General features: G+C 35.4%; 22 protein-coding genes and 1 pseudogene. 12 read left to right on the forward strand and 11 right to left on the reverse strand.

All coding sequences use genetic code 11. The annotated features are described in order from the left end of the window. The first annotated feature begins 135 nt into the window (after positions 1-135). Positions 136-513, forward strand: coding sequence for a PDZ domain-containing protein (locus tag PSA_RS20605; protein ID WP_042143756.1), 378 nt, complete (start codon positions 136-138; stop codon positions 511-513). On the opposite strand, the pseudogene PSA_RS25470 reads toward PSA_RS20605, so the two are convergent. Further along, positions 510-1101 (reverse strand): annotated as a pseudogene (locus PSA_RS25470) (IS1634 family transposase); the annotation flags it as partial. The gene PSA_RS20605 and the pseudogene PSA_RS25470 sit on opposite strands and share 4 nt — an antisense overlap. Positions 1102-1211: 110 nt before the next feature. Here PSA_RS25470 and PSA_RS20615 point away from each other — a divergent pair. From PSA_RS20615 to PSA_RS20630, 4 genes are all read left to right on the forward strand, one after another. Beyond that, a complete protein-coding gene (locus PSA_RS20615; protein WP_042143727.1) occupies positions 1212-1580 on the forward strand; it encodes a transposase zinc-binding domain-containing protein in 369 nt (122 codons plus the stop codon). A gap of 24 nt (positions 1581-1604) precedes the next feature. Then, positions 1605-2288, forward strand: a complete 684-nt coding sequence (locus PSA_RS20620; protein WP_193216491.1) for a transposase — start codon at positions 1605-1607, stop codon at positions 2286-2288. Positions 2289-2747: 459 nt separating this feature from the next. Beyond that, entirely contained in the window at positions 2748-2915 is a 168-nt protein-coding gene (locus PSA_RS25475) for a hypothetical protein (protein ID WP_157575807.1), read from the forward strand. Between the two features lie 39 nt (positions 2916-2954). Beyond that, positions 2955-3692, forward strand: coding sequence for a complement resistance protein TraT (locus PSA_RS20630; protein WP_082305849.1), 738 nt, complete (start codon positions 2955-2957; stop codon positions 3690-3692). Between the two features lie 914 nt (positions 3693-4606). Here the strand turns inward: PSA_RS20630 and PSA_RS20635 are convergent. Both PSA_RS20635 and PSA_RS20640 read right to left on the reverse strand, forming a co-directional pair. Then, positions 4607-6172 (reverse strand): tetratricopeptide repeat-containing sulfotransferase family protein, encoded by a 1566-nt coding sequence (locus PSA_RS20635; protein WP_042143722.1) that lies wholly within the window; start codon positions 6170-6172, stop codon positions 4607-4609. Positions 6173-6241: 69 nt separating this feature from the next. Next, the gene (locus PSA_RS20640) at positions 6242-8623 is read right to left on the reverse strand and encodes a TonB-dependent receptor (protein WP_042143720.1); all 2382 of its coding nucleotides are present in this window, start codon (positions 8621-8623) and stop codon (positions 6242-6244) included. A gap of 361 nt (positions 8624-8984) precedes the next feature. Between PSA_RS20640 and PSA_RS20645 the strand changes: the two genes are divergently transcribed. Beyond that, a complete protein-coding gene (locus tag PSA_RS20645) occupies positions 8985-9299 on the forward strand; it encodes a transporter substrate-binding domain-containing protein (RefSeq protein WP_042143718.1) in 315 nt (104 codons plus the stop codon). A gap of 190 nt (positions 9300-9489) precedes the next feature. Here the strand turns inward: PSA_RS20645 and PSA_RS20650 are convergent, their stop codons facing one another. Together PSA_RS20650 and PSA_RS20655 are read right to left on the reverse strand one after the other, a co-directional pair. Next, a complete protein-coding gene (locus PSA_RS20650) occupies positions 9490-10032 on the reverse strand; it encodes an N-acetyltransferase (protein WP_042143716.1) in 543 nt (180 codons plus the stop codon). A gap of 5 nt (positions 10033-10037) precedes the next feature. Continuing rightward, positions 10038-10598, reverse strand: coding sequence for an XRE family transcriptional regulator (locus tag PSA_RS20655; RefSeq protein ID WP_042143714.1), 561 nt, complete (start codon positions 10596-10598; stop codon positions 10038-10040). Between the two features lie 276 nt (positions 10599-10874). Between PSA_RS20655 and PSA_RS20660 the strand changes: the two genes are divergently transcribed. Then, complete coding sequence (locus PSA_RS20660) at positions 10875-12938, forward strand: S9 family peptidase (RefSeq protein ID WP_042143712.1); 2064 nt, start codon at positions 10875-10877, stop codon at positions 12936-12938. A gap of 97 nt (positions 12939-13035) precedes the next feature. On the opposite strand, the gene PSA_RS20665 is transcribed toward PSA_RS20660, so the two are convergent. Both PSA_RS20665 and zigA read right to left on the reverse strand, forming a co-directional pair. After that, on the reverse strand, positions 13036-14361 hold the full coding sequence (locus tag PSA_RS20665; protein WP_042143710.1) for a dihydroorotase: 1326 nt from the start codon (positions 14359-14361) through the stop codon (positions 13036-13038). Between the two features lie 180 nt (positions 14362-14541). After that, a complete protein-coding gene (gene zigA, locus PSA_RS20670; protein WP_042143709.1) occupies positions 14542-15744 on the reverse strand; it encodes a zinc metallochaperone GTPase ZigA in 1203 nt (400 codons plus the stop codon). 374 nt (positions 15745-16118) lie between these two features. On the opposite strand from zigA, the gene PSA_RS20675 reads away from it, so the two are divergent. The 5 genes from PSA_RS20675 (at position 16119) to PSA_RS20695 (ending at position 22593) form a co-directional block, all read left to right on the forward strand. Further along, complete coding sequence (locus tag PSA_RS20675) at positions 16119-16793, forward strand: DUF1826 domain-containing protein (RefSeq protein WP_052379876.1); 675 nt, start codon at positions 16119-16121, stop codon at positions 16791-16793. A 122-nt stretch (positions 16794-16915) separates the two neighbouring features. Continuing rightward, entirely contained in the window at positions 16916-19387 is a 2472-nt protein-coding gene (locus PSA_RS20680) for a M1 family aminopeptidase (RefSeq protein ID WP_042143706.1), read from the forward strand. 38 nt (positions 19388-19425) lie between these two features. Further along, the gene (locus tag PSA_RS20685) at positions 19426-19884 is read left to right on the forward strand and encodes a DUF6702 family protein (RefSeq protein ID WP_042143746.1); all 459 of its coding nucleotides are present in this window, start codon (positions 19426-19428) and stop codon (positions 19882-19884) included. Between the two features lie 54 nt (positions 19885-19938). Further along, complete coding sequence (locus PSA_RS20690) at positions 19939-20850, forward strand: GTP-binding protein (protein ID WP_042143704.1); 912 nt, start codon at positions 19939-19941, stop codon at positions 20848-20850. Positions 20851-21126: 276 nt separating this feature from the next. After that, positions 21127-22593: a serine hydrolase gene (locus PSA_RS20695; RefSeq protein ID WP_042143701.1), complete on the forward strand. Its 1467-nt coding sequence runs from the start codon at positions 21127-21129 to the stop codon at positions 22591-22593. 122 nt (positions 22594-22715) lie between these two features. On the opposite strand, the gene PSA_RS20700 is transcribed toward PSA_RS20695, so the two are convergent. The 4 genes from PSA_RS20700 to PSA_RS20715 form a co-directional block, all read right to left on the reverse strand. Next, a complete protein-coding gene (locus PSA_RS20700) occupies positions 22716-23057 on the reverse strand; it encodes an N-acetyltransferase (protein WP_052379875.1) in 342 nt (113 codons plus the stop codon). Between the two features lie 509 nt (positions 23058-23566). Then, on the reverse strand, positions 23567-23824 hold the full coding sequence (locus tag PSA_RS20705; protein WP_042143698.1) for a hypothetical protein: 258 nt from the start codon (positions 23822-23824) through the stop codon (positions 23567-23569). Between the two features lie 1189 nt (positions 23825-25013). Next, on the reverse strand, positions 25014-25679 hold the full coding sequence (locus PSA_RS20710) for an RES family NAD+ phosphorylase (protein ID WP_042143697.1): 666 nt from the start codon (positions 25677-25679) through the stop codon (positions 25014-25016). Positions 25680-25686: 7 nt separating this feature from the next. Continuing rightward, positions 25687-26103, reverse strand: a complete 417-nt coding sequence (locus tag PSA_RS20715; protein ID WP_231665456.1) for an MbcA/ParS/Xre antitoxin family protein — start codon at positions 26101-26103, stop codon at positions 25687-25689. Between the last annotated feature and the right edge of the window lie 620 nt (positions 26104-26723).

Here is a 26723-nt window from a genome sequence, read left to right on the forward strand (position 1 = left end):
ACTGCTCAACCTGAAAGTTATACATAAGAATCTAAAGTATTACTCAAAGAGTTAGAGCAAGAAATAGCAGCGACTCTTTTAGCCATTGCTAACAATGAAAAGGCAAAAGGGAACAAAATAAATGATTTTAATTGTTTGTTATTATTAGATAAAAAAGATTATATTAACTTTGGATTACTATTCGAATTAAATAATAATAAAAATGGCTATGATGTAACACAAGTCGATTCAGGAAGTGTAGCCGATAGGCTCGGAGTTAAAGTTAAAGATACAATACTAGAAATAAATGGCAGCAAACTTGCTAACTTTAACAAAAGAGAAGTATTAAAAATATTTAGTGATTTAACTATAAATCAAACACTAAGTTTAGCTCTTAATTCAAACGGTAAATTTAAAAACCTAACTACTGTACTTGAAGGGTTACATGTTCCAAAAATCAACTTGTCTTTAGGCGAGTTTGCTGAAAATGCGTGTGGAATAGAGCCTATATCCGACATTCCGCAGCATTTTTAGGAATAAATTTCTTGATTGATGCTGCCCATGCAATTAATGATAATACTGTTCCTCTCCTCCACATTGAGGACTAATTGTTGCTCGCCAATGATTGTTAATACATCAATACCTTGAAAACAAAAGAACACCTATCGAGCAGTTGGATTTTAGCACGGTTTGTATTTTAAGTTGGTAAAATATACCGACTGAGCCTTTAACTCTCTTCTGAGCTTATGCTCCAATGCGGCATAAACCATTAAGCATCAGTAGTGCTTCAATCCTTTCTGGCTTTTTCAAATAAAGAGACGCGGTTAAAAAGTCAGGACTCTTTAGGAGTCTAAAGCCCTTTTCTACACTTTGTTGTGATTTATAAAGGCTAAGCATTTTCTCCATCGTTAGTGTTTCACTCAAGTCATTGGTTGCTAACATAAACATGCCTTTTTCCTGCAATCGCTGCTCCCGATTTTTTAACGACCAATATAACAGCCCTGTTATTTGATATTCATAGCTATCGGGTTGCTGATTTAGTTTGGGACGGCCACTTTGTTTAAATACGGCGTGTTTGAGTATTTCACTGTCACTTATTCCAACTTCACGATAGGATTTTAATTATACCTAGGAAATTCATCTTGGAAGCCACTATCTATAAGGCCTGTATAAATTTATTAATAGATGATTTATAGTCCTAATTAATAGATTGAACGAAAGTTGTGTGTGCGATGAACTTCAAAGGAATAAAAAATAAACTCAAACGATTTAAAGCTATCTTTAGTGATCACTGGTCAGCTTTTGTGGCTAAACATGCTCGTTACAATTGTGCGTATTATCAACGTGAAATAACAAAGATGCTTGATTGTGGTAGTGAAGCGACAGGGTTTGCAGTTTTCGAATGTCTATCATGTGGTCAGGGACAACATAAAGTTCATTTCAGTTGTAAAGGGAAAGTCTGCCCACAGTGTGGTAAGTGCTACGCACGAGAAAGTATGACGAAAATAGCAGTACGTTTACTTCCTGGTGTGAGTTATCGACAAGTTGTCTTAACCTTACCTGCACAGCTAAGAACTAAATTCTATAATCATCCCCAATAGAGCCGTTTATATTCACAATTCATGATGTTAGCGCAGCAATGTTTAGAGGAGATAATACACACTAAATTTGGCTGTAAGTCGTTAAAAATCGCTACGATTGTCTTTATTCATACGCACGCAAGAAATGGTTGCTATAATCCACACTTACATATTATTTTGGGTGAAGGTGGATTTAATGGTAATAAATCGCAATGGCTTCAATTTACTTTTTTAGATTACGTACCATTACGATTATTATGGCAAAAACAGCTGCTCAACTTTATCAATACCGAATTTGGTGAGCTTAATGGGTTGGTTGATAAGCTATGGCGTGATCACCCTAAGGTTTTTTCCGCCCATCTGGGTAATAATAAGAAAGTGCCAACAAAACATTATAAAGGTTTATTACGGTACTTAACTAAATACCTCGCTTCCCCACCGATAGGGGTCTCAAGGATAACGGCTTATGATAATGGGCAAGTAACATATTACTACAAGTCACATCGCACGAAAGCAATTCAATATGAATGCTTAGATGTTGAGGCATTCATAGGCCGAATGGTACATCATATACTACCGAAAGGTTTTCAGCGAGTAAAGTATTACGGATTACAGGCAACAGCGAGTTTTAAAAAATGGTATGAAGTGATAGCCCGTATTGCTGTAGATTTGGTTGATGCGATGGTAAGTTATGTAAACCGATTGAGATACGCAGATTTTTTTGAATAAGTGGCGGGGCGAAATCCTCTGTCACGCGCCTATTGTGGTGAAAAAATGGAACTTACTCGGTTGTTTCATCCAGGGAAGGGGTTTTCTATGATATATTTGCACCAGATTAGGTGTAGGTGTTTTTGTTCAACCACAGTAAGGTAAATATGAAAAACGAAGATTTTTCTAACAACATCAACTACTGGAAAGTTAAAGGAATCAATTTGGAAATGATATTTCCAAATACAGATAACATTCCAGATAAAGTGTGGATTGAACTACTTGGATGCTCTTATAGTCTGTATCGAAAAATGAAAGCAATTAATATCAAGGACAGTCGGCAAGTTAAACCTATATCTCTAATTTAATTAGAGTTGTCAATAAGTTGCCTGATAGCGACTTTATATATGAGGTTAACCTGGCAATCAAACGGTACTTGGAGAGTAAAGATGGATATAACAGAGCTGATTAGCAAAAGAAGTGGCAGGAATTGATAAAGAAGCTAAATCACCGACAAGTACATATATCAAAGAACTAAATTCAATTCTTAAAAATTTTAATGTAAAATATCAATTGAAACTCGATAATACTTGGGGGTGGCGGTTTACACAAGAAATCACAACAACCAAAATAGAATTTGAAATATAAAAAACAATTAACATATCTGATTTATAAAGGAATATTACTATGAGAACATTTATCAACAAAGCAACGAAATTAACGGCTGTAGCATTAGTATTATCTATGTTCACAGGTTGTGCAGCCATGCATACAGCAGTAAAAAAACGTAATCTTGATGTGCAAACAAAAATGAGTGAAACCGTCTTTTTAGATCCAGTTTCAGCTGATAAGCGCACTGTTTTTTTACAGTTAAGAAATACTTCTGATAAGCAAGATTTTAAACTCGATAACCAAATAACAGCAGCAATTCAAAACAAAGGTTATACCGTTGTTCAAGATCCGGATAAAGCACACTATTGGATTCAAGCTAACATTCTGAAGGTAGGAAAATCAGATTTAAGAGAGCAACAAAATATGTTGGCTGGTGGTTATGGCTCAGCTATTGTGGGTGCAGCAGTTGGCGCTCAATTCGGCAGTAATAGCGGTCAGGTTGGTATGGGGCTAATTGGTGCGGGTATTGGCTTGATAGGTGATGCAATGGTTGATGATACCTACTTTTTGATGACAACTGACCTACAAATTTCTGAAAAAGCCAAAAAAAGTGTAGTGGTAACTGAAAAGAATAACGCAGCTCTTAAGCAAGGTACATCAGGTCATAAAACTGTTACAAGTACAGAAACCGTTAATCGTAAAAAATTCCAGACTCGTATAGTGTCAAGTGCTAATAAAGTGAATCTTGATTTTGCTGAAGCGCAACCACACTTGGTTAATGGCTTAGTAAACTCTATTTCAGGTTTGTTATAAAACCTCTTTAAGTTAGGTTACTCTCAAAGGCTACCAAGTAGCCTTTTTTCTCACCTTAATTTTATTCACAGATTTTGTGGAAAATCAGCGTAATTACTGTTTATTAGTCTCGTTCCTCACACTCACTTTCAAAGGTAGTTATCTCATATCTACCTAGAATGACAACTTATTAGAACAGTTTTCGACAGCAACAAATCCAGCAGCAAAAGCCGATTTAGCAAACAGTATACAGTTGTGGTCGAGTAATATAGTTTCATACTTTAAATCGCAAGGGTGTTAAAGTACCATACTGGGTACTCAGTGACTCATTTCTTAGCGGTTTTCCCGTCAGAAACCTGAAACACGGTAGGCTTTGGCGCTTGTGAGCTGTTGATATCAAATGTGTCCATGTTCATTAAATTTTTAGGTGCGGAAAGACAATTTAATATAAAACTGTATATGAAAAATTTAAGCATATGCCAAAGTTATGTATGGCTTTTATCAAGGATATATTGGTAGCCCGAGAATAACTAAACAGGCTTATACAGGTAAAAATGTATATGCGCGAGATGATATTAATGAGCGAATTAAAAATACTGATGAAATAAATGCTAGCATAAATGGTTGGAGTATAACAGATATATACGCCACTATGCGAAATTTTTGGTGCAGGTACCGCACCTGGTTCACCTTTTGTAACGGCGGATGCTGGATTCGATATTGCTATTAAACCAACAATCGATTTTCAGCACAGCAGCAAGCTTTATTATCTAAAATAACCAACAAATTTTATTTACATAAAGGCTGTGTTACGGTTAAAGATTTGGGTAATGTGGAAGAGCCTAATAAAAATAATAAGAGGGAAAAATAATAGAAAATTATTATTTGATAGGCCAGAATTAACCTAATACAGGTCTATCAAATAATGTAATCGCTTAGAATGCAATACCTTGTTGCTTTAAAATAGATTGGGCTTCAAGTGTATTATTTTGATATTTTTTCCAACGCCCTAACGCTTTATTGTTAATTGGTTCGCGCACTTGTACTTTACTTGCAGTAGAAACAGGTGCTCTATTGGTATGAAATTCCAAGCAGCTTTGTTGCCAAGGTAAGTCACAAAATTTTATGATTTCTTTTATCTTATCGGTTGGGTTAGCAACTAAATCTTCATAGCTTAACAACTTAAAGTTAGGGTTATTTTGTAATTGAAAGTGATGGGCTAATTGATGAAACTCACTGTAAAATTTTGTCGTAGTATTAAGATCAAGAGAATAGCCGTAATATGGATTATTTATTGTGAATAATTGTCGATAATTACCGATACAGGTATCCATAGGGTTACGCAATAAACATATAATTTTGGCATTTGGCAAAGCACGTTTGATTAGGTCGACATAAAAAAAGTTAAATGGTAGTTTATCAATAAAATGTGCTGTTTCACCTGTTACAGTGCGTGTTCTATTTAAATAGGCATTGCCTAGTTTCTCAAAGTCTAAATCATAAGCTGCTGTAATGGTTTCTACATCTAGCACTTTATTTGATTTGGTTTGTGTGAGTTCTTTTATACTCATACCAAAATCTTGAAGTTCTCCCGCTGAAGTCACTAAATCATGACTTGAAATGATACGCTCTACTAGCGTTGTACCTGAGCGTGGCATGCCTAAAATAAAAATAGGTTCTTTGGTATCACAGCCTTTATTTGTAATAGGTTGTTTACTAATAGATTTTATATGGTCAAATAATTTTTGATATTCTAAAAAGTAATAATTGCTGTGCTTTAATTTGTTGTTTTTACTTTTTTCTAAATAATAAAAAGCTTTTTCATAATCACCTAAACATTCAAATTCTTTAGCTAAGGCATGGCCCAAATGTAATAACCCATCGGGGTGAGTTTGTTTATCAAATGCTATTTTTAAACGATATATATGGTTTTTATCTTTACTGATATTGCCGATATCACTTAAAGCAAAGTGTGCTTGATAATGCGCAGGATTGATTGTTATGGCATTTTCAAAAGCGAGTTCTGCAGTTTTAAAATCACCAATGAATTTACAAGATACACCATAATTGTAATGAAATTGTGCTTTAGTATTATCGAGATTTAAGGCGTGTTTAAAAAATAAAATGGCTTGTTGATGATGCTCTGTATGGCTTAAAGCAACTGCAAAAGTATCAGCGATTAGAGCTGATTTTATATTTTGTATATCTACACTTAATGTACATTTAAGTGCATTTTTTAAATCTCCTGATATTGCGTAACATTTAGCAAGTTGCGCCAAGTATTCATCTTGTTTATCAAATGACAGCGCTTTAGTAATTAGTGCGATTGCTTTTTTTAACTGACCAATTTTAAGATTAACCATAGCTAATAAAAAATAGGCATCGGCATGATTTGGATTTAACCTTAATAAAGCTATTAAAGCGCTATGTGCCGCTTTTATATCAGACTTATTAAGTGCAATTTGCGCTGTGCGATGAAGTGCTAAAATATCTTGAGTCATAACAATAATCTTATATAAAAAGCCTGAAGTAGCTTCAGGCTTGATGTTTAGAATAATATTTAGCTACAGTTATAATTCAAACTGATAGTTAAATTTTAATCCCAGGGTGCGAGGACGATTTACAAAATGTCCATAATTTCTTTGAATATTGGCACCATTTGCTGATGTAATATCTGCCCGATCACGTCTTACCGATGTGTAGGTATATTTATCGAATAAGTTGTTCACATAAAAAGTAACAGCCCATGCATCCGCTGATACTTTTGCTGATAAGTTACTTAAAGCAAAACCAGGTAAGGTTTCAGCATTATCATGTAAGCCTACTTTTGAGATCACATCGCTTTGTGCTGTAATACCGTAATTAACATCTAGCATTTTGTCATTCATCACTTCGGTTTGATAATTTAAACCTAATGAGAATTGATTTTCTGCAGAGCCAGGCAATCTATCGCCTGGCTCTGCTCCATCAGAGCCATCTTTATTAAATAAATATGGCGCATCACTGGTAAGCTCAGCTTGCGTATAAGCATAAGTTGCATAGGCTGTCATTTTATCACTTACGATTGCTCGAGATGAAATTTCGACCCCTTTTGCATTGGCACTACCCGCATTTGAAGTATATGGTAATTGACCCACTTCAGTCGCGCCAGCTATTTGCGCATCTTCCCAATCTACATTAAATAAAGCAGCATTAAAATGTAGTTTATTTTTAAACCAAGTACTTTTAAAGCCTAGTTCATAGTTTGTTGTAATATCAGGGGTATAGAGCATTTCATCCGGTTTGCCACAGCCTTTTTGAGTGCCTTCAGGTAATGGATCTGGGCAGGGAGCTAAACCATTGGAACCGCCAATTCTAAAGCCTTCACTAACAGTTGCATATGCCATAACATCGTTCGTAAATTGATAGTTCGCATTAAATTTGAATAAACTGCCGTCATCTGAGGCTTTATTTTCTTTAAATTCTAAATTAATGGCATCAGGTGCTTCACCGCTAAAAATCGTATTTGCTAATGGAAAATCGACAGCAGACTCAGCCCAGACTTTATAATCATAAAAGCGTGCCCCTAAGGTAATATTAAGCTTTTCGTTTACTGCGTAACCAAGCTCACCAAAAATGGCTTTCTCTGTTGTTTCACTGCGATCAACAGAGTAATACTCTAAATCATCAGGGCGAGAGCCTCCTAAAAACTCATCGTAATGTGGTGTGAATTCTTTACTAGAACCATCCGTTTCATTTTTATTATAATATCCGCCAACAATCCAACTTAGTGCTGATTCATTTTGAGAAACTAGACGAATTTCTTGAGTGATAGAGTTATCATCGCTGAGCTCTCTTGTAAATGCCGAAAATGATGGAAACTCTTCGTAACCATAATCGAGTCGAATAAGTAAATCTGTTTGGTCCCGCTGTCCATCAGCTTCAAATGCCGATAAACCTGTTGCAGATACTAACTCTGCAAAGCCAAGATCTGCTTTTATTTCTAGGCTTAGTAATGAGTCTTCTTTTTCTCTAGGTTCTTCATAACGATATGCAGACTCGTATTCCCCAAGCACTTGATTTAAAACATTACTTGGGTTTAATGCATTATTGTGAACAATTGAGCGACCTTCAGTATCTTGTTTTTGATGAAAGTAATTTATTGTCGTATCAAGCCAATCGGTTGGTTGCCAACGCACAGATATACGTGCCGTTGTTGTTTGTTCGCCATTCGCATCTTTCACTTTTTTTAAATTTTCATTAACTACTGTGTTATTTGTCCAATCAGGATCTGGTAGTGATACACCACCTTCTTTTACAACATAGCTATAATCAATAAAACCAGGATCGTCATAAACATTTAAACTGGCACGCACAGCCAATTGATCTTCAATGAGTGGCAGGTTAAAAATAAAGCCTGCTTCGCCACCTGTACTATCACTCTCATTGACTGAAAATAAATCTGAATATACTTCACCTGTGGTGATATCTAGCTGCGGCGCTTTTAGCATATAGCGAATTGCGCCACCTAAAGTACCCGCTCCGTAAAGTGTGCCTTGTGGGCCAATTAATACTTCAACACGTTCTACATCGGTTAAACGCATATCAATGGATACTGGAATTTCATTGATGTAAGTTGCAACTGTGCCGCCGTCAGAACCAGGACCTGATGAGTTGGTGTTTAAACCACGTACGATGATAGGTGAACCGGAACGACCGCCTTGATCTGTGACAGTTAAACCTGGTACCCAACGCGCAACATCGGCAAGTTCACTGATATTTTGATCTTTCATTACATCACCGTCTAAAGCGGTAATATTCAGTGGTGCTTCTTGGACCGTGCCTTTACGTCTGGTTGCTGAAATTTGAATTACTTCAATTGATTTATCAGCACCAACTTCTGCTGCTTGAGTTGTTATTGGTATGGCAATTGAACTGGCAATAGCCAGAGAGATCACATTTAGTTTAAACATTAAATTCCCCTTTTTATTTACTGTCTCTTTATATTTATTACATTAAATAAACATTAAAAAAACTCTAAAACAATTGAGGAAAAACGATTGTGAATGAGTATTCACCCTTTAGTGCATAATATGCAGTAGTATTGTTGTTTATACTGACTTTTATCAGAATATATTTCCAAAATTAATTTATAGTAAAAAGTTAAAAAACTGTGATTTATTGCTCAAAACATATCTATAAACAATAATTAACAATTCAATTTATTGTTTATTTGAGATGCTAAATGCCTTTTAAATTAAATTTGTAAGAGGTCCTAATTTTTCTCGATGCCTAAAGCTATTAGAGCTCGGTAAAGTTGATGTATTAGCGGGCTTGGTAGATAACGAAAATCGTAGAAAAATCGCTTTATTAGTCCCTTATAAAAAAGACTCTGAATATATCTTTGTGATCCGCACCCAATCTTCAGATATTAAAAGGTATGATGATTTTAAAGGGCTAAATGTTGGGGTAACAAAAGATACGCTATATTTTAAACGTTTTGACACAGACAAAAATATGAAAAAAATTGAGGTTAAAGATATCAAAACAGGAGTAAAGCTATTGGTTAAAGAACGCTTAGATGTAGTGATCACAGCGGAAGAAATTTTTAATAGCTCAATTAAAGAATTAGATATAGCTGATACGTAAAGCTTGCTTCTTATACCCATCAAGTTGAACGCAGTTTAAACTTTGGTTTTAGTAAAAGCAGCCACTTTAAGATCACAAAGGCAAATATTTCCACAATACAGCAGGCAACAGAGCAAGGAATATTTGTAAAAGCAATCAATGAGTTTATTGCTAAGCACCCACAGTATTACTAAATCCAAATTATCATGACTTAAAACGCTTTGAGTTGTTTAAACATGATAGTGGTGGCGTCATATTTATCTTCTTTAGGATCTTTAGCAAAATTCGGTATGATTCCAGCTGTTTGATAGCCCAAAGCCGAATATAAAGGCTCAGCCTTATCGCCTGTTCGGGTATCTAAGGTAATTAACAACTTATTGTGATCTATTGCATAATCTTCTAGCGCTGACATCAGTTTCTTAGCTACGCCTTTGCGTTGAAAGCTTGGGTGCACTAAAAGTTTAGATACTTCGGCTCTATAAGGTTGATTAGGTGGGGTATCACATACTAGTTGCACTGTTCCTGCGACTTGATCATTTATTAGCGCGACAAAAATAGCTGTATTTTTATTAATTAATTCAGGTAACACTTTATTTAACCAATAGTTTTCGCTCTTTTTTTTAGTGAAAGGTAATATAAAACTGATACTGGCACCATCGTGTACACATTGATATAAGGTATTAGTTAAATCGTTTAAATAGGCCTCAAAGTTAGTTTGGGTTAATAATATAATTTGAATATAGCTATGATCCATAATGATTACACCAAAGTGAGGTAATATTTTACAGTTTCAGATCCGATAACCTTGAAACTACTTGAGCCATTGAGTGTGTAACGTAAGCAATCTCCTGATTTAAGCTCATATGCTTTACCCTCAATTGAAATCATTAAATGGCCTTGTTGTAACACTAAATGGTGCTCTAAATTGGGGATAGGAGAGTGTTCATATTGTATATGACTATTTTCAGGTAATTCGCAATGAATCACTTCAGCACGTAACTGCTTATTTGGTGGAGATACACAACGGCGTTTGAATCCGCTTTCAGAGTCTAGCCATTCTATTTGTTCGCTAAATTTAATCAAACTGGCACTTTGAGACTCTACCATTAGCATTAAACGCGATAATGTAATGTTAAATGCAGTACATAACTTAGCTAATACTTGCGCGGTTGGGCTGACGTCGGCTTTTTCTATTCGAGATAAGCTTGCACGACTCACTCCTGATGCATTAGCTAGCATATCTAAAGACATACCATGCTCGATACGAAGTTGTTTTAAGTGTATTGCCAATGTATCCATCGGACTTGTTTCGACTTTCATAACGATAACATTAATTCTCTAATGTGGGAATAATTACCTTTTTAGAGAATCAATGCAAGCAGAAGATTTAATTTTGATACTTCTTAAATAATAAATGCCACGCTAATTACAGTAAAAATGTTATTGAAGGATAAATCTTGTAGAACTGAAGCATTTATTTTACTAAGCCAATGATATGGATTAGATTATAAATTCAATCGCTTATTATCAGGATTTAATGAAAAGGAAGTTCTGATTTTGTGAATACCTACCCTATACACAAGGAGCAACTTACACATGTTGAAACATGTTAAAAATATATCGGTATTATCTACGGCCGCTATTACTTTGTTACTTTCATTTCCAAGTATTTCTGCGGAAAAAGTCGAAAGTAAACGGGTGAACTATGACGATATTTTTAATCTAGAATATGCTGCATCACCTCAGGTTAGCCCAAATGGTGAGTATGTTATTTACGAACGTCGTTCTATGGATATTATGAAAGACGGCACCCGTATCAACTTATGGCAAGTGAATATAGACGGTAGTGAACATGAGCCGGTATTTTCAGGTAAAGCCAACTATCGTATGCCGCGTTTTTCTCCTGATGGCAAACGTTTAGCATATTTGTCATCCCATGAAGGTGATAACCAGCTTTATATAGTGTGGCTTGAGTCTGGCAAAACTGCGCGAGTCACTAATTTACAGTTTTCGCCAAGTGACATTTCTTGGTCTCCCGACGGTAATTCAATTGCATTTTCAATGTTTAAACCAGGTAAATTAAATAGTTTATTTAAAGGTATGCCTAAAAAACCTAAAGGTGCAAATTGGGCTGGCACTGCGAAATACATAGATCAAATGAATTACCGCAGAGATGGCGGAGGTTTTACTAAAGCAGGCTATACACATATTTATGTTGTACCAGCACTTGGTGGTACAGCGAGACAAGTTACATCAGGTGATTTTCACCATGGTGGCGTGATCAATTGGTCTAAAGATAGTAAAAATATCATTATAGATGGTGACCGCCATGCTGATTGGCAAGATAGACCCATCGAATCTGATATTTATCAAATCAATGTTAACACTGGCAATGTAACCACTTTAGTTAAAAGAGATGGACCAGATAATAATCCACGCATGAGTCCTAATGGTAAAAAAATCGCATACTTGAGTTTTGAAGATAAAAAATTATCAAGCCAAAATTCACAACTTCATGTGATGGATAGCGATGGAAACAACATTAAAAATCTAACAGCATCGTTAGATCGTAATGTGAGTAATATTCACTGGGCGCAAAATGGCAAAGGCATTTATTTTTCATATGATGATCATGGTCAAAGCTACGTAGGCTATGTTGATTTAAAAGGAAAGCTAACAAGTAAGCTGGTAAAGATTGGTAGTCAATCTCTCGGTCGTCCATATACTTCAGGTGATTACACTGTTGCAGATAATCGCGCTTTAGTATTCACAAAAGCAAATAATCAGCGTCCTGCAGATTTAGCGATTATCAATAAAAAAGGCAAAGTAACAACATTAACGCAATTAAACGAAGATATTTTTGCTCATAAAGATTTAGCTAAAGTTGAAGCGATAAAAGTTAAATCATCGGTAGATAGCCGTGATATTGAAGCATGGATAGCATTACCACCTGGGTTTGATGCAAGTAAAAAATACCCAATGATTTTGGAAATCCATGGCGGTCCACATGCTGCTTACGGACCAAACTACAGTACTGAAGTGCAATTAATGGCAGCAAAAGGTTATGTTGTTGTTTGGGCAAACCCTAGAGGAAGTACCTCTTATGGCGCAGAGTTTGCTAATACAATTCATCATAATTACCCTTCTCAAGATTATAATGATCTTATGGATGTGGTTGATGGTGTCATTGGCAAAGGGTATGTTGATGAGTCACAGTTATTTGTAACAGGTGGTTCAGGTGGCGGTACTTTAACAGCTTGGATTGTTGGTCAAACAAACCGTTTTAAAGCCGCAGTGGTCGCAAAGCCAGTAATTAACTGGATGAGCTTTAGTTTAACAGCAGATGGTTACTCATATTTCACAAAATACTGGATGCCAGGTATGCCATGGGAGCACGCAGATCATTTATGGAAGCATTCTCCGTTATCATTAGTTGGTAATGTTAAAACACCGACTATGCTATTAACCGGTGAAGTTGATTACCGTACACCTATGAGTGAAACTGAGCAATATTATCAAGCGCTTAAATTGCAAAATGTAGATACTGCTATGGTGCGAATTCCCAAAGCTGCTCATGGAATTGCTGCCAGACCAAGCAACTTAATACAAAAAGTTGGTAATGTACTGGCTTGGTTCGAGAAATACCGAACCACAGAATAAAAAATATTCACATTACTAAAATTAAAAAAGTCACCAACAGTTTACTTGGTGACTTTTTATTTTTTATTAGATGTGTTTCACACTTATATCATTATAGTTACTTTTCAAATGCTAATCGCTTAGCTACAAGCGAAGTATCAATGACTTTTTGACCATCATAAACTTGCTGACCATTAACCCAAGTACTTGCAATATTTGCACTAAATTTATGATTTAAAAAAGGTGACCAGCCACAATGATACAAAAGAGACTCTTGTGTCACAGGTGTTGTCTTATCAATATCGACTAACACTAAATCAGCATAATAGCCCTCACGAATATAACCTCTATCTTTTATGGCATAGCGTATGGCAGGGTTATGTGCTGTTTTTTCAACTACTTGTTCTATAGAAAAAGTTTTTTGTTGAACCTGATCTAGCAAACTTAATAATGCATGTTGTACTAGTGGTAAACCTGCGGGTGCTTGTGGGTAAGGAACCTGCTTTTCAGCCCAGGTATGAGGCGCATGATCAGTTGCAATTATATCAATGCGACCATCATTTAACGCTGATAACAATGCTTGGCGGTCACTCTCTTTTTTAATCGCGGGATTACATTTTATTTGATTACCTAAACGCTCGTAATCGTTTTGAGAAAACCATAAATGATGTACACAAGCCTCAGCTGTAATGGCTTTGCCTTTGATAGCCCCAGGTGAAAATAAATCTAGCTCTTTTGCTGTTGTGATATGGAGTACGTGTAATTGACTACCACAACGTTTTGCAAGATTTACAGCATAAGATGAAGAGGCATAACAGGCTTCATCATCACGGATAATAGGGTGATCTTGTATTACAATGTCGCGATTGAGTAAATCAATGCGTGCTTGATTTTTGGCGATCACTGGGCCGCTTTCACAGTGGGTAACAATTAAAGTGGGTGACTCTTTAAAAATATTTTCAAGGGCAGTTTCATTTTCTACGAGTAAATTACCTGTTGATGCGCCCATAAACACTTTAACGCCACAATGTTTACTGGGATCTAAGCGTTGAATTTGAGCAAGATTATCTTCTGTGGCACCAAGGTAAAAAGAGTAATTTCCTAAACTGCTATTAGCTGCGATATCAAATTTTGCTTCTAATGCTTCAATGCTTGTTGTTGCGGGTGATACATTAGGCATTTCCATAAAACTTGTGATACCGCCTGCAACCGCGGCTTTAGACTCACTGGCTATTGTACCTTTATGTGTTAATCCAGGCTCACGAAAATGAACTTGATCGTCTATCATGCCAGGCAATAAATACTTGCCTTGTGCATCTATAAAAGGCTCGTTATTTGATGGTGAAATGTTAGGGGCTATTTTATGTATGCGTTCTCCTTTTATTTGAACATCTACGGTAAGTGTTTTACCTTCGTTTACCACATGGGCGTTCTTAATTAGCATTATTACTCCTGCTTAGTTTATTAAATTAATTCTGTCCTTTGACTTAGCTGAAATGGTTGCATGTATTACTTTAAATGGTATTGAGACACCTAGTGCGAAAGCTATAAAATGATGAAAAATCACTTTATAGCTTTCATATGAGCATGAACTAATTGGTAAATAACGCGTTTTGTTGTATTACTACTCTTGCCAAGCAGGGAAAGGGTCTGCTAACGTTTCCCAGTAATTACGGCCACGTAATACTTCCTCTTCAGTTAATAAGCAATCATCTAATGCTTGAGAAAAAGCGGCCTGATTGAGGTTTTGACCAATGAATACCAGTTCTTGACGCATATCACCAAATGGTTCAACCCATTGTGATTCAATTGACTCTAAATATTCAGGCTCAGTTGGCCAGCTCTCTTTTGGAACAGCTTTCCAAAACATGCCTGAAAAGCCATAACGTGCAATGCCACCAGCTTGGGACCATTGGCCGGCAAATTCAGGACGTGTTGCTAACCAAAAATAACCTTTAGAGCGTAATAACTTGCCAAAGTCTCTGGTGTTGTGTACTACATCATAAAATTTTTGCGGATGAAAAGGACGTCGAGCTAGGTAACTAAAGCTTGAAATACCGTATTCTTCAGTTTCAGGCACATGTTCTGAACGCATTTCTTTGAGCCAACCAGGCGCTTGCTGTGCACGTTCAAAATCAAATAAATTCGTACCTAAAATATCATCAACAGGTACATTACCATTTGAAATTGGCATAATCCGGGCCTCAGTATTAAGCGTACTTAATATTGCAGTCAATTTATCTATATGACTGCTATCAACTAAATCTGTTTTGCTGATCAAAATAACGTCTGCAAATTCTACTTGGTCAATTAATAAATCCGCAACACTACGCTCATCTTCATCACCTAAAGATTCACCAGCTTCTTCTAAGCTTTTTGCTTCTTCATAATCTTTTAGGAAATTAATGGCATCAACGACAGTAACCATAGTATCAAGCTTAGCGACATCACCAAGAGAGACGCCATCTTCATCCGCAAACGTAAATGTTTCAGCCACTGGAAGCGGCTCTGAAATGCCAGTTGATTCAATTAGTAAATAATCAAACTGACCATTTTTAGCAAGTTCATTAACTTCTAAGAGTAAATCTTCACGTAAAGTACAGCAAATACAGCCGTTGCTCATTTCTACTAGTTTTTCTTCACTGCGATTGAGCGATACATCATTTTTTACTTGGCTTGCATCGATATTGATTTCACTCATATCATTTACGATAACAGCGACTTTTCGACCTTGTCGGTTGTTAAGAATATGACTGAGTACGGTGGTTTTACCAGCCCCTAAAAAGCCTGATAACACGGTGACGGGTAGTCGTGTTGGTTGGTTCATTAAATTGCCTTACTTTCTACATTACTTATAGATATGTTATATTATAACAAAAGTATAATAAAGTAATGACGAGTCAAATTATTTAAAGCCGCGATAGCAAGTGTGCATGTGTTCATAAGATTTTTTAAAAGAAATAACAGCTTATATACTCAATACGCGCTCAACATAACTTGAATTTAAAAATGCGGTTTAGGACTTTAAAAAATAAAAAGACACATAGCAGTCCCTAAGCTTGTATCAAACTAAAGCTTAGTGACTTATTTTACGGTTTCGATAAACATACCTATGTTGTTTATCGCTTATACTTGATAATTGTTACAATATAACATTACAATGCGAGCGTAACCGTCATTGTAATAATTAAGGTATTTGTTATGAGCGCATTAGTGATGCCCACACCTGAAGAGAATACGCAACTTATGCGTCGTTTAGCCACATCTAATACACCAGATATTTTGGCTCATATTTATCAAGATGATGTCAATATCGCCATTTGGCAAAATGGTCTATCAGAGCAAACACATGAACAAGCAACACAATTAATCATTGATGAAGGCAAGCTCAACCTTGAAATTGCAGCTGGACCAGATGATGTCATTACACAATTGGTGAACAAACATTCAGGCTTAACAGACACACATCACTTAAATCAGCACATACAAACACTAGTGGATATGTTCTGTACTTTATTTGAATTAAAACGTGCAGGCATTCGTTTAAGTATTTTAGATCAAGCAATGTGCCCAAAGTTCCATGTTGATAAAATTCCTTGTCGTTTAGTTTCAACATTTTCTGGTCCTGCAACACAATGGATTGCTCATCAAGATGTTGTTTATTCTAAACTTGGTAAAGCAAGCTTCAATGTGAGTGATGATGTGTCAGGCATATATACTGACGCTAACCAAATACAAACAATGCGCACTGGAGATGTTGCGTTATTAAAAGGCAGTAATTGGCAAAATAATGAACATGCTGGACTTGTTCATCGTTCGCCTAAACAGTCTAACAATCAAAAAAGATTAGTGATCACACTCGATTTTATCGATTAAACAAAATCACTTTTTCAAGTATGCTTACAGTGTTAATGATTTATTGGCACTGCTGTACATAAAATAAACTGAATTAACCCGGTTTTATAAAAATACGACAACTAACTAAAAGAACGAGTACTATGAAGATAAGAAAATCGCTTAGCTTAGCGCTAATGTTACCCTTAGTTTTTATGGCTGGAGCACATGCTTCTGCTATAAAACAAACGAAAGGTGATTTTGAAGATAAATTCCGTCAACTTGATGAAGTATTACCTACACCCAATGTGTATAGAAATGCAGCAGGTGAGCCTGGTGAGCGTTACTGGCAACAAAAAGTTGATTACAAAATAAAAGTATCGCTAGATGAAGAAAAACGTCGTCTTTCAGCTAGCCAAAAAGTGACTTACCAGAATAACTCTCCTTATAGATTAAAGTACCTTTGGGTACAGCTAGATCAAAATATCTTTAAAGAAGACTCTATAGCAAATCGTGCCAATAATTTTGCTGGTATCGGTCGTCGTGGTCCTATGACTAAAGCAGGTGATAAAGATACTCCGGCTAAGTTAAGCTTAGGTGAATTACGTCGTCATCAATTCATGGCTGATAACGAATTAGGTTATGAAATTAGCAAAATAAGCGATAGCCGCGGTAAAAACCTAGACTTTACAGTTGTTGGTACGCAAATGCGTATTGATTTACCAAAACCATTAAAGTCAGGCCAAAAAGTAAAATTTAATATCGATTTTGCTTTTAATATTGTTGAAGAAGATGCTGTTTCTGCACGTTCTGGTTATGAGCACTTTCCAAAAGATCCACGTGAAGGCGGCAACGATATTTTCTTACTGGCACAGTGGTTCCCTAGATTACATGCTTACACCGATTATGAAGCTTGGACGAATAAAGAATTCTTAGGCCGTGGTGAGTTTACGTTAGAATTTGGCGACTACGAAGTTGAAATTGACGTACCTGCCGATCACATCGTAAGTGCAACTGGTGTGCTGACAAATCCTAAGTCTGTCTTAACTTCAATACAGCGTAAACGTTTAGAGAAAGCAAAAACTGCAAAACGTCCAGTGTTTGTTGTTACTGAAGAAGAAGCATTAGAAAACGAAAAAGCAGGTACAACTAAGCGTAAAACTTGGAAGTTTAAAGCTGAAAATGTGCGTGATTTTGCATGGGGTTCTTCGCGTAAATTTATGTGGGATGCAAAAGGTTATAAACAAGGTGGTGACGATATGCCACATGTTATGGCTATGTCATTTTACCCTAAAGAAGGTGGTGATTTATGGAAAAAATATTCAACAGAATCTGTGATCCATACAATGGAAGTATATTCACGTTTTTCATTTGATTACCCTTATCCAACTGCACAATCAGTTAACGGCCCTGTAGGCGGCATGGAATATCCAATGATCACCTTTAATGGCCCGCGAACTGAGCTGCAAGATGATGGCACGCGTACTTATTCTCAAGCTGAAAAGCGTTTCCTAATTGGTGTAATTATTCATGAAATTGGTCATATTTACTTTCCAATGATTGTAAATTCAGATGAGCGCCAATGGACTTGGATGGACGAAGGTTTAAATAGCTTCTTAGATGGTGTTGCTGGTCGTGAATGGGATCCAACTATTCCTTGGGGTGTAGAGCCTCGTGATATCGTAGGTTACATGAAATCTGAAAAGCAAGTACCTATCATGACACAATCAGATAGTGTATTACGCTTAGGTCCTAATGCGTATACTAAACCTGCTGCTGCCCTAAATATTTTACGTGAAGTAATTTTAGGTCGTGAGCTGTTTGATTTCGCATTTCAAGAATATTCAGATCGTTGGAAATTTAAACGCCCAACACCATCAGATTTTTTCCGTACTATGGAAGAAGCATCAGGTGTTGATTTAGATTGGTTCTGGCGTGGTTGGTTCTACTCAACAGATCATGTAGATATCTCAATCGATAAAGTATATAAATTACGTTTAGATACGCATAATCCAGACATTGATTTTGCACGTTTACGTGATATTGAAAATGACAAACCATCGTCGTTATTTGTTGAGCGTAATAAAGCTGAAGGCAAAAAATTATGGATAGATCAAAATCCAGATATTACAGACTTTTATGATACTAACGATAGATTTACAGTTACAAATAAAGAGCGTAATAAGTATCAGAAATTCTTAAAAGATCTTAAACCTTGGGAGCGTAAAACACTTGAGCGTGCAGTTGCTGAAGATAACAACTATTACGTACTTGAGTTTTCAAACCTAGGTGGTCTAGTGATGCCTATTATACTTGAACTTAGCTATGCTGATGGGACTAAAGAATCTCAGTATATACCTGCAGAGATCTGGCGTCGTACACCTAAACATGTTCGTAAGCTGATAGTAACAGATAAAAGCAAAACGCTTGTAGATGTCACTGTTGATCCAGGTTGGGAAACAGCTGATGTAGATGTAGAAAATAACCATTACCCACGTCGTATTATTCCTTCTCGTGTAGAAGCTTATAAAGCTAAAAAACGTTCTGGTAAAGTTCATCGCGATATCATGCAAGATATCAAAACAGAACTTAAAAAAGACGAAGACGATAAAGAAAAACAAGATAAAGGTAACTAAGATTGAAACAGCTTACTTCTATAATAGCTGTTGTTTTTATGCTGATTGCGAACCTAGCGTTCGCACATCAGCAAAAAGCAGCTGAAACAACTGTTTTATTTAATAAAAAGTCTCATAAGCTTGAAGTGATGCATCGCTTTTATTTACATGATACTGAACATGCAGTTCAGCATTTATTTAATAAAGATGCGGATATTTTAAATTCAAAAGATACGCAAAAATCATTTGCTAATTATGTTGCAAAGCAATTTTTAGCTCGTGATTTAGCTAACAATGCATTACCTCTAAGTGATGTTGGTTTTGAAGTTGAAGGCAAGTTTTTTTGGGTGTATCAAGAAACAGCCCTGCCTGACAACATTAAAGGTATCAAGTTATTTAATGGTACTTTACGCTCTCTTTGGCCAACTCAAATTAATATGGTCAATATAGAAGGCAAAGGCAATATACGTACTTTGTATTTTTCTGAAAATAAAGATTGGCTTACAGCTAAATTTTAGTTTTCAATCAGGTGCTGTTCATCCAGAGCAGCACTTTTATCATGGAGAAACTAAATGGAAGCTATCGTAGTGATAGTGGGCTTTTTAGGTGCAGGTAAAACGACCTTACTTAAAAAGTTAGTCGAAACTGCATTTGAGCGTGATTGGAGCCCATTTGTAATTTTAAATGATTATGAAAGTGCCAGTCTTGATGCCGCCCAACTAAGTCACAAAATAAACCCTAATTTTTTAAAAGCCCTCAACGGGAGTTGTATTTGTTGCAGTGGTATCTCTGAGTTACGAGAATCAGTTAATCGTATTCAAGCGCGTGATAATGGCATAACGTTTATAGAAGCCAATGGTACTACCGATGCTTGTTCATTAATGGGCTTTTTAGGTGTGGGTATCAACCAGCGTTTTTTATCGCCAATTCAGCTATCTGTTGTTGATGTTAAAAATTGGCAGCAACGCGGCGAGCATAATGAACTTGAAGCTAATCAAATCCAGGTATCATCAATTATTGTGCTCACTCATGAAGATAAAGTCGATGAAAAGCGTATTGCATTTGTTAAACAACAATTAAAAACACTTAATCCAAGTGCCACGATTTTAACATCAGACATGTTAAATATTGAGATGCTGCCAGAAGTGAGCCCATCTCATAACCAAGCTGATAAATTACCACACCACAAAGCACATTGGGCATCGAGTTCGACCGACTTACCGCCATTGCCTGATTACATGTGTGTCAAAGATATTTGTGAAGCTTTACCTAAGTCAATTTTAAGAATTAAAGGGTGTACTAAAATAGCCAACGAGCCTCACTATACGTATTTTGAACGTTGTCCTGATGGTGAAGTTTATGTCAGGCCATATAAAGGTGAACCTACAACTGGTGCTAAGTTATTAACTATAGGACCTGGAAGTGATAAAGCACTCTTAGAGCGTGTGATAAATCAAGCTCTTAAACAGTCAAGTAAGCGCTAATTTAAAAAGCAGGTATTACTCATTAAGTGTTCATCTCGATACCTGCTCAAAAGCTCTATTTTCGCTAGTCTTGAATAAAGACCAGATATAGTACATTAATTTAAAGCCTTTCCATTTTTTATATTCTCAAGTATTTCCTTTTTCTTGTATTTAGATGGGTTAATTTAATTGATTTGTAGATATGATTTTATTTTTAACTTTATTAAATAAAAACAATGAATTAAAATTAGTTTCTGATTGTGGTATTTATCAGGCGCAATAATCAAGAGAGAGATAATGAAACTTAGAAAATTAAAAATATTTAGTGCAGTCATCTTTATGTTTACAAATAACCTCATGGCAACAGTTGGTTACGCTGATGAAACTGATGATTTAATCAAAAAAATAATGATTGAACGAAGTATTCCCGGGCTTCAATTAGCGATAGTGAAAAATGGGAAAATAATTAAGTCTCAAGCCTATGGTCAATCGAATATACAGCATTCAGTTAAAGTAACAGAAGAAACAGTATTCCCAATTAATTCAATGACAAAGTTATTTGTAGGGGTTGCTGTTATGCAACTTGTAGAACTAAATAAATTGACGCTAGATGATGAAATTGGAAAGCATTTACCTGAATTACCTTCATCATGGCATCATATTAAAATTAAACAGTTATTTGCCCATACATCTGGTTTGCCAAATATTTTAAGTGGGAGACATGTTGATTTAATTGCTAGTAATGATCCTGATGCTGCTTGGCAAAAAGTACAAACAAAACCATTTAAATTTAGATCCAATTCTCAGTTTCAATATAATCAAACCGGTTATGTTATTTTAGGCAAGCTGATTAATAAATTAGCAAATCAAAGCTTTACCGATTTCATTATTGAGCATCAACTTGTAAAAATTGGTATGCCATTAACTAAGCAAGCTGGCTTTGCGTATTTAGAAGATGTCATAACTAATCAAGCAAACCAATATAGATTTAGACAAAATGGGAAATTACGTAATGAGTTTGCTGAATTTGCACCATTAATGAGAGCTGCCGCAGGTATGAGTGCCAATGCTAATGAACTTGCTAAATATACGATAGCATTACAAAGTGGTGCGATATTAAATGAATCAAGTTTAAATGATTTATGGGATCCAATTGTATTGAATAACGGTCGTACTGCGGGTTTCAGTTCATTTGAAAATGGTTACGCTATTGGTTGGCAAGTGGAAAATAGAAAAGCACATAGAGGTGTCAGTGCCAGTGGAGCAAACGCTAATACACTTATGATTTATCCTGATGATGATTTATCTATTATTATACTGACTAATTTATTAGGGGCTTTGCCGATACAATTTGTTGATGAGATAGCAAGTATCTATATTCCTGACATGAAAAAAGAAAATGGCTGGCAAGTGCCTTTTGAAGTGCTTAAAGCGGAAGCGGCTAATAACGCTTTTGAAAATATAGTGCAAATAACATCTAAGATAGAAGCACAGTTTGGCGTTTTTTTTAATGTAGGTGAAATAAATCACTGGGGATACGAGCTCATAAACCAAAAAAATTATGAAGGAGCATTAGCTGTATTTACCTTAAATACAATTTTAAACCCTGATGTTACAAATACATTTGATAGCCTAGGTGAAACCTATTTTGTGATAAAACAATACAAAAATGCATTGGTTAATTATGAAAAAGTACTTGATCTAGACCCAAGTAATCGTTGGGCCAAAAAGCAAATAAAGGCAATTAACCAAGCCTATAAATAATATTGTAAATTAAAAAACACTCATTTATAGCGAGGCATATATCACCTATATGTATTATTGGTGATATTCGCCACTTATATGTGATGAACTTCAAAATTTTCTATTTACTATTTTTAATGTCTTTAAAGCATTAAAGTGTAATGATCAAATGTTGTAATTTTGTTATAGCCCAATTGTTTATAAAGTGTTTGTGCTTGATGATTATCAACTGATGTACACAGTTTTAATGAATGGGCATGTGTATCGATAGCATATGCTGTTGCCGCATTCATGAGTGATTTCCCCACTTTTAATTGACGAAAATCAGGTGATACAAACAAGTCATTTAAGATCCACATTTTTTGCATCGCAGTGGACGAAAATGCAGGGTACAGTTGCACAAACCCAACAGATTGTTTATCTAATTCAGCGAATAAAATGACCGAATCCTTATTGTCTAACCGTGCTTTGATAAACGCAGTCATCAGCACAGTTATCAACTTAGTCAGCCTAAAGGCAAAACTAAAAAACTACTGAGATGAATGATATAACTTCTAACTAGGTGGCCAGAATTACTGTACCACTACAATTTTGTCACGTTAGTGATTATTAAACTTTAGATGTTTTTTGTATTTATTTTAGACATAAAAAAAGCCCGAAAGGGCTTTTTTGAAAATTCATATCAACCGTCACCGATATGAGCAATGTAGCAAGTAATAAGGGTTGATCATCGACAGCTTAGTATCAAAGGGCGATAGTTACTAACCTATCAATGATCTTACAGTTTTACGTTCTGTTTAACGTCTTACAGGGTTCTTTTTTATCTAAAATAAGCCTGGCTTCCTGCCAATATGTCGTCCTTGGGTCTGAGGTTAGGTACTGTGTTTCGTTGATAATGATTATCAATTAGAATTGATTCTAAGTCAATCTATAAATGATAATTATTTTCATTTGTTTGTTGCGGCTTAATTAATATAACTAGGCAGTAATTTCATCATGTTAGCTTTTTAGAAATAGTGCTCAACCAATTACGAGCCTCTTCTTCACTACCCACATCATGTAAAATAACTTCGGCCTGATCATTAAATTGATCTTGCCACAATAATGGACCTAACGCTTTCATATGATCTTTTGATTTTATAGTTGCGACAAATCGAAGGTTCGTATCTGCAATAAGTCGAGGAAAATGCACATCCTTGATATATTCTTTAATGCTAGGAGAAAACACTCCAATAGTCATATCAGCTTTCACAATTACTTTTTCAACAGGGTAAATTAAAAATATATCATATATTTTTTGAAGAATTGTAAGAATAATATCATCATGATCTTCTGTATTATATTCTAACCATTCATGGATAAGGAGCTCATTTTCTTTTTCATAGAAAATTTTTATTATGTTTTTGTCTTGGTCGTTATCTGCTAAGTTAGGCTTTCGAAGCGCCTGCTTTGAATAGAATTATTCTGCTTATTAAGTAAATCTCTAGTACTCCAGACTTTACCGTTAGTTGCTAAACCAAGTTTTATATAATCATCGTTTTGAGTTTCAATAAATGTTTTCAGTCAAAGTAGAGTGGGCTGAGCTATGTTTTTTGATGCTTAATATACTGTAGGCAATTGCGCTATTGTATCTAGACATAGATCCGGAAGTATTGAGCATAATATTTAATCTTGAGGTTATTTGGGCTTTAGTGGAAATACTCATTAACCAACAAATGAAAATAGCTGTAAATTTTATTTTAATTTTAAATCCCTTATAAAATAAGATGTTAAATATCGTTTTCGTGCTTTAATACATCAGTTATAGCTTAAATGTATATAATTTCACACTGCTAAGAAAGTAATAAATTTTAATATTTTGAAGGACTATTAGCACTTTTCAATAATGGTTTATATTTATTTCAGGCAAAAAAAAAGCCCAAAAGGGCTTTTTTGAGAATTCATATCAACCGTCACCGATATGAGCAATGTAGCAAGTAATAGGGTTGATCATCGATAGCCAGTATCAAGGGGCGATAGTTACTAAGCTATCAATGATCTTACAGTTTAACGTTCTGTTTAACGTCTTACAGGGTTCTTTCTTTTATCTAAATAAGCCTGGCTTCCTGCCAATATTTCGTCCTTGTGGTCTGAGGTTAGGTACTGCGTTTCGTTGAGAATGATTATCAGTTAGATCTATTGCTGTGTCAATACTTAAATGATAATTATTTTCATTTATTTGTTGGTTCTATTTTTACTAAATTAGCTAGAGGCTTTAAATTGCTATAGATGTTGTAACTTTATAACCCTATCAAGATAAATCTGATTTATAAAAAGGTCTTTTGGATTACAAATTCGTGTTGTTTATTATAAAGGGTGCTCTTGCGACATATACGACGATCAGGTTTTATTTTGTTAATCAAATCTGACAGTCGTAAATGTCCTTTAGGTTGGATCTCGATTTAAACTAATGAGACACTTTCAGCACTTGTGATCTGCTCACCATTCCAAATAAGTGCGAAGTGTGTGCTTTGAATTATTTCTTGTACATTTTTTGGTGTAAGCATCGCCCAGCAAATCGCACCTTCATTTCTAACACTGTTGTATTTGATTGTTTCTATGCCTGCATTTCTGAGTTTGTTACCTAACTGTCTAGCATCCGTATAGTTTTGTTTATCATATACGGGATCTGTTATATCTAAATTCGTTAAGTCGTGAATTTTTCCCACATTAAACTTAACTTTAAGCCCTCTAAGGACGATACGATCATAATGCAACCCAGAAACTTTACTAAAATAGTTTTGTTGATGGTGAGTGACTTCAGCCAATGCTGTTTCCATGCTATCAGCAACATATAGTACACCAGCATCCCCATAAGAAAACCTAGAACCATCTGGATTGATATGAGTAAAAGGAGCTGTAGCGTATGAACATCCAGTAATACCAAATGGAATATCATTTTGATTAACTAGCCCAAGATCCCCTATTTCAGCTTTCAATCTTGGGTTTGTTAATGACTGTAGTAAAAATAGATCTTCAAATTCATCCGAATCTGCTACATCATCAAACATGTCTATTGTTGGATACTTTGAGTTTATTAACCTATAACCAATTAACACTATCGTCATTACTCCACTACCATTGTGCACCTCTCATAGCGTCAATTCTCTTGAATGTTTCATATAAAGAACCAAAGCTACCAGTTGCAATTACATCTAACGGTTTTTTACCGTTAAAAAATTCATTATTATTTTCAAAACCCATAAAGCCATAAACATTCTCAGGGTTATCAAACACAAGCCTTAACGCTTGATGCATATTTAATAGATACGATAAACGCTCTATTTGGTCATTATTGAGGTTTGCCCTAGTAGGGTCTTTTTTTACATTGAAATAGGTAGCCCTACCTAGCTGTAGAATATTAATCGCTTGGTCAGTACTAGCCCCCCATTTATCTAAAATATTCAATGAAGCTTTCAAACCCGCTGTAGTTGCTTTTTTAATTTCAGCCTTTTCAGCCTTTTCAGTATTTTTATCTTGTGATGTTTTCATTTTATCCGCCTTCTTCAACTTAAACTGAGCCTAAAGTTTAAGTTAAATAAAGTCCATAATTGAACTGTAAATCAATAATAGTCTAAAATAATACTTTTTGAAATGATTTTTGTAAATATTATTAAGCAGCATCAGAACTTCAATCACTATTTCTAAGGTTATAAGCAGAGAGTAAAATTTGATCCAAATACGAGACTGTTGATTAATAACGTATAGATTTTAAGGTGGAAGCCTGATCACTTAAGGAGTGTGGGCAAGGCGGTTACTTCACTTAATGACCGCCTTTGAAAGAAGCAGACCTTTGTTTTTTATTCATTAATGGTGACTTTGAGCCTATTACAGTCATTATACTTAGTGACTTTTCAGTATAATTGGAAATAAATACTGAACAGCAAATAAGTTAAAGTTGATTGTTAACTTTTAAATTTTTCCATAAATAACTTCATTACATCAGAATCATCGCACGGCTTGATATGTTGTAGCGCAGGTTTTGTTGATAAAGAATAAAAACCATAAAATCAATTGGATACGAATATATATCTTCGATATAACTGTCGCATATAAATTACAAAGCATGCAGTAAACTTTTTTAGGCCTCTGTATTTAATGTTATGTTTTTC

The organism is Pseudoalteromonas sp. '520P1 No. 423' (genome assembly GCF_001269985.1).
In the GTDB taxonomy this organism is placed as follows: Bacteria; Pseudomonadota; Gammaproteobacteria; order Enterobacterales; family Alteromonadaceae; genus Pseudoalteromonas.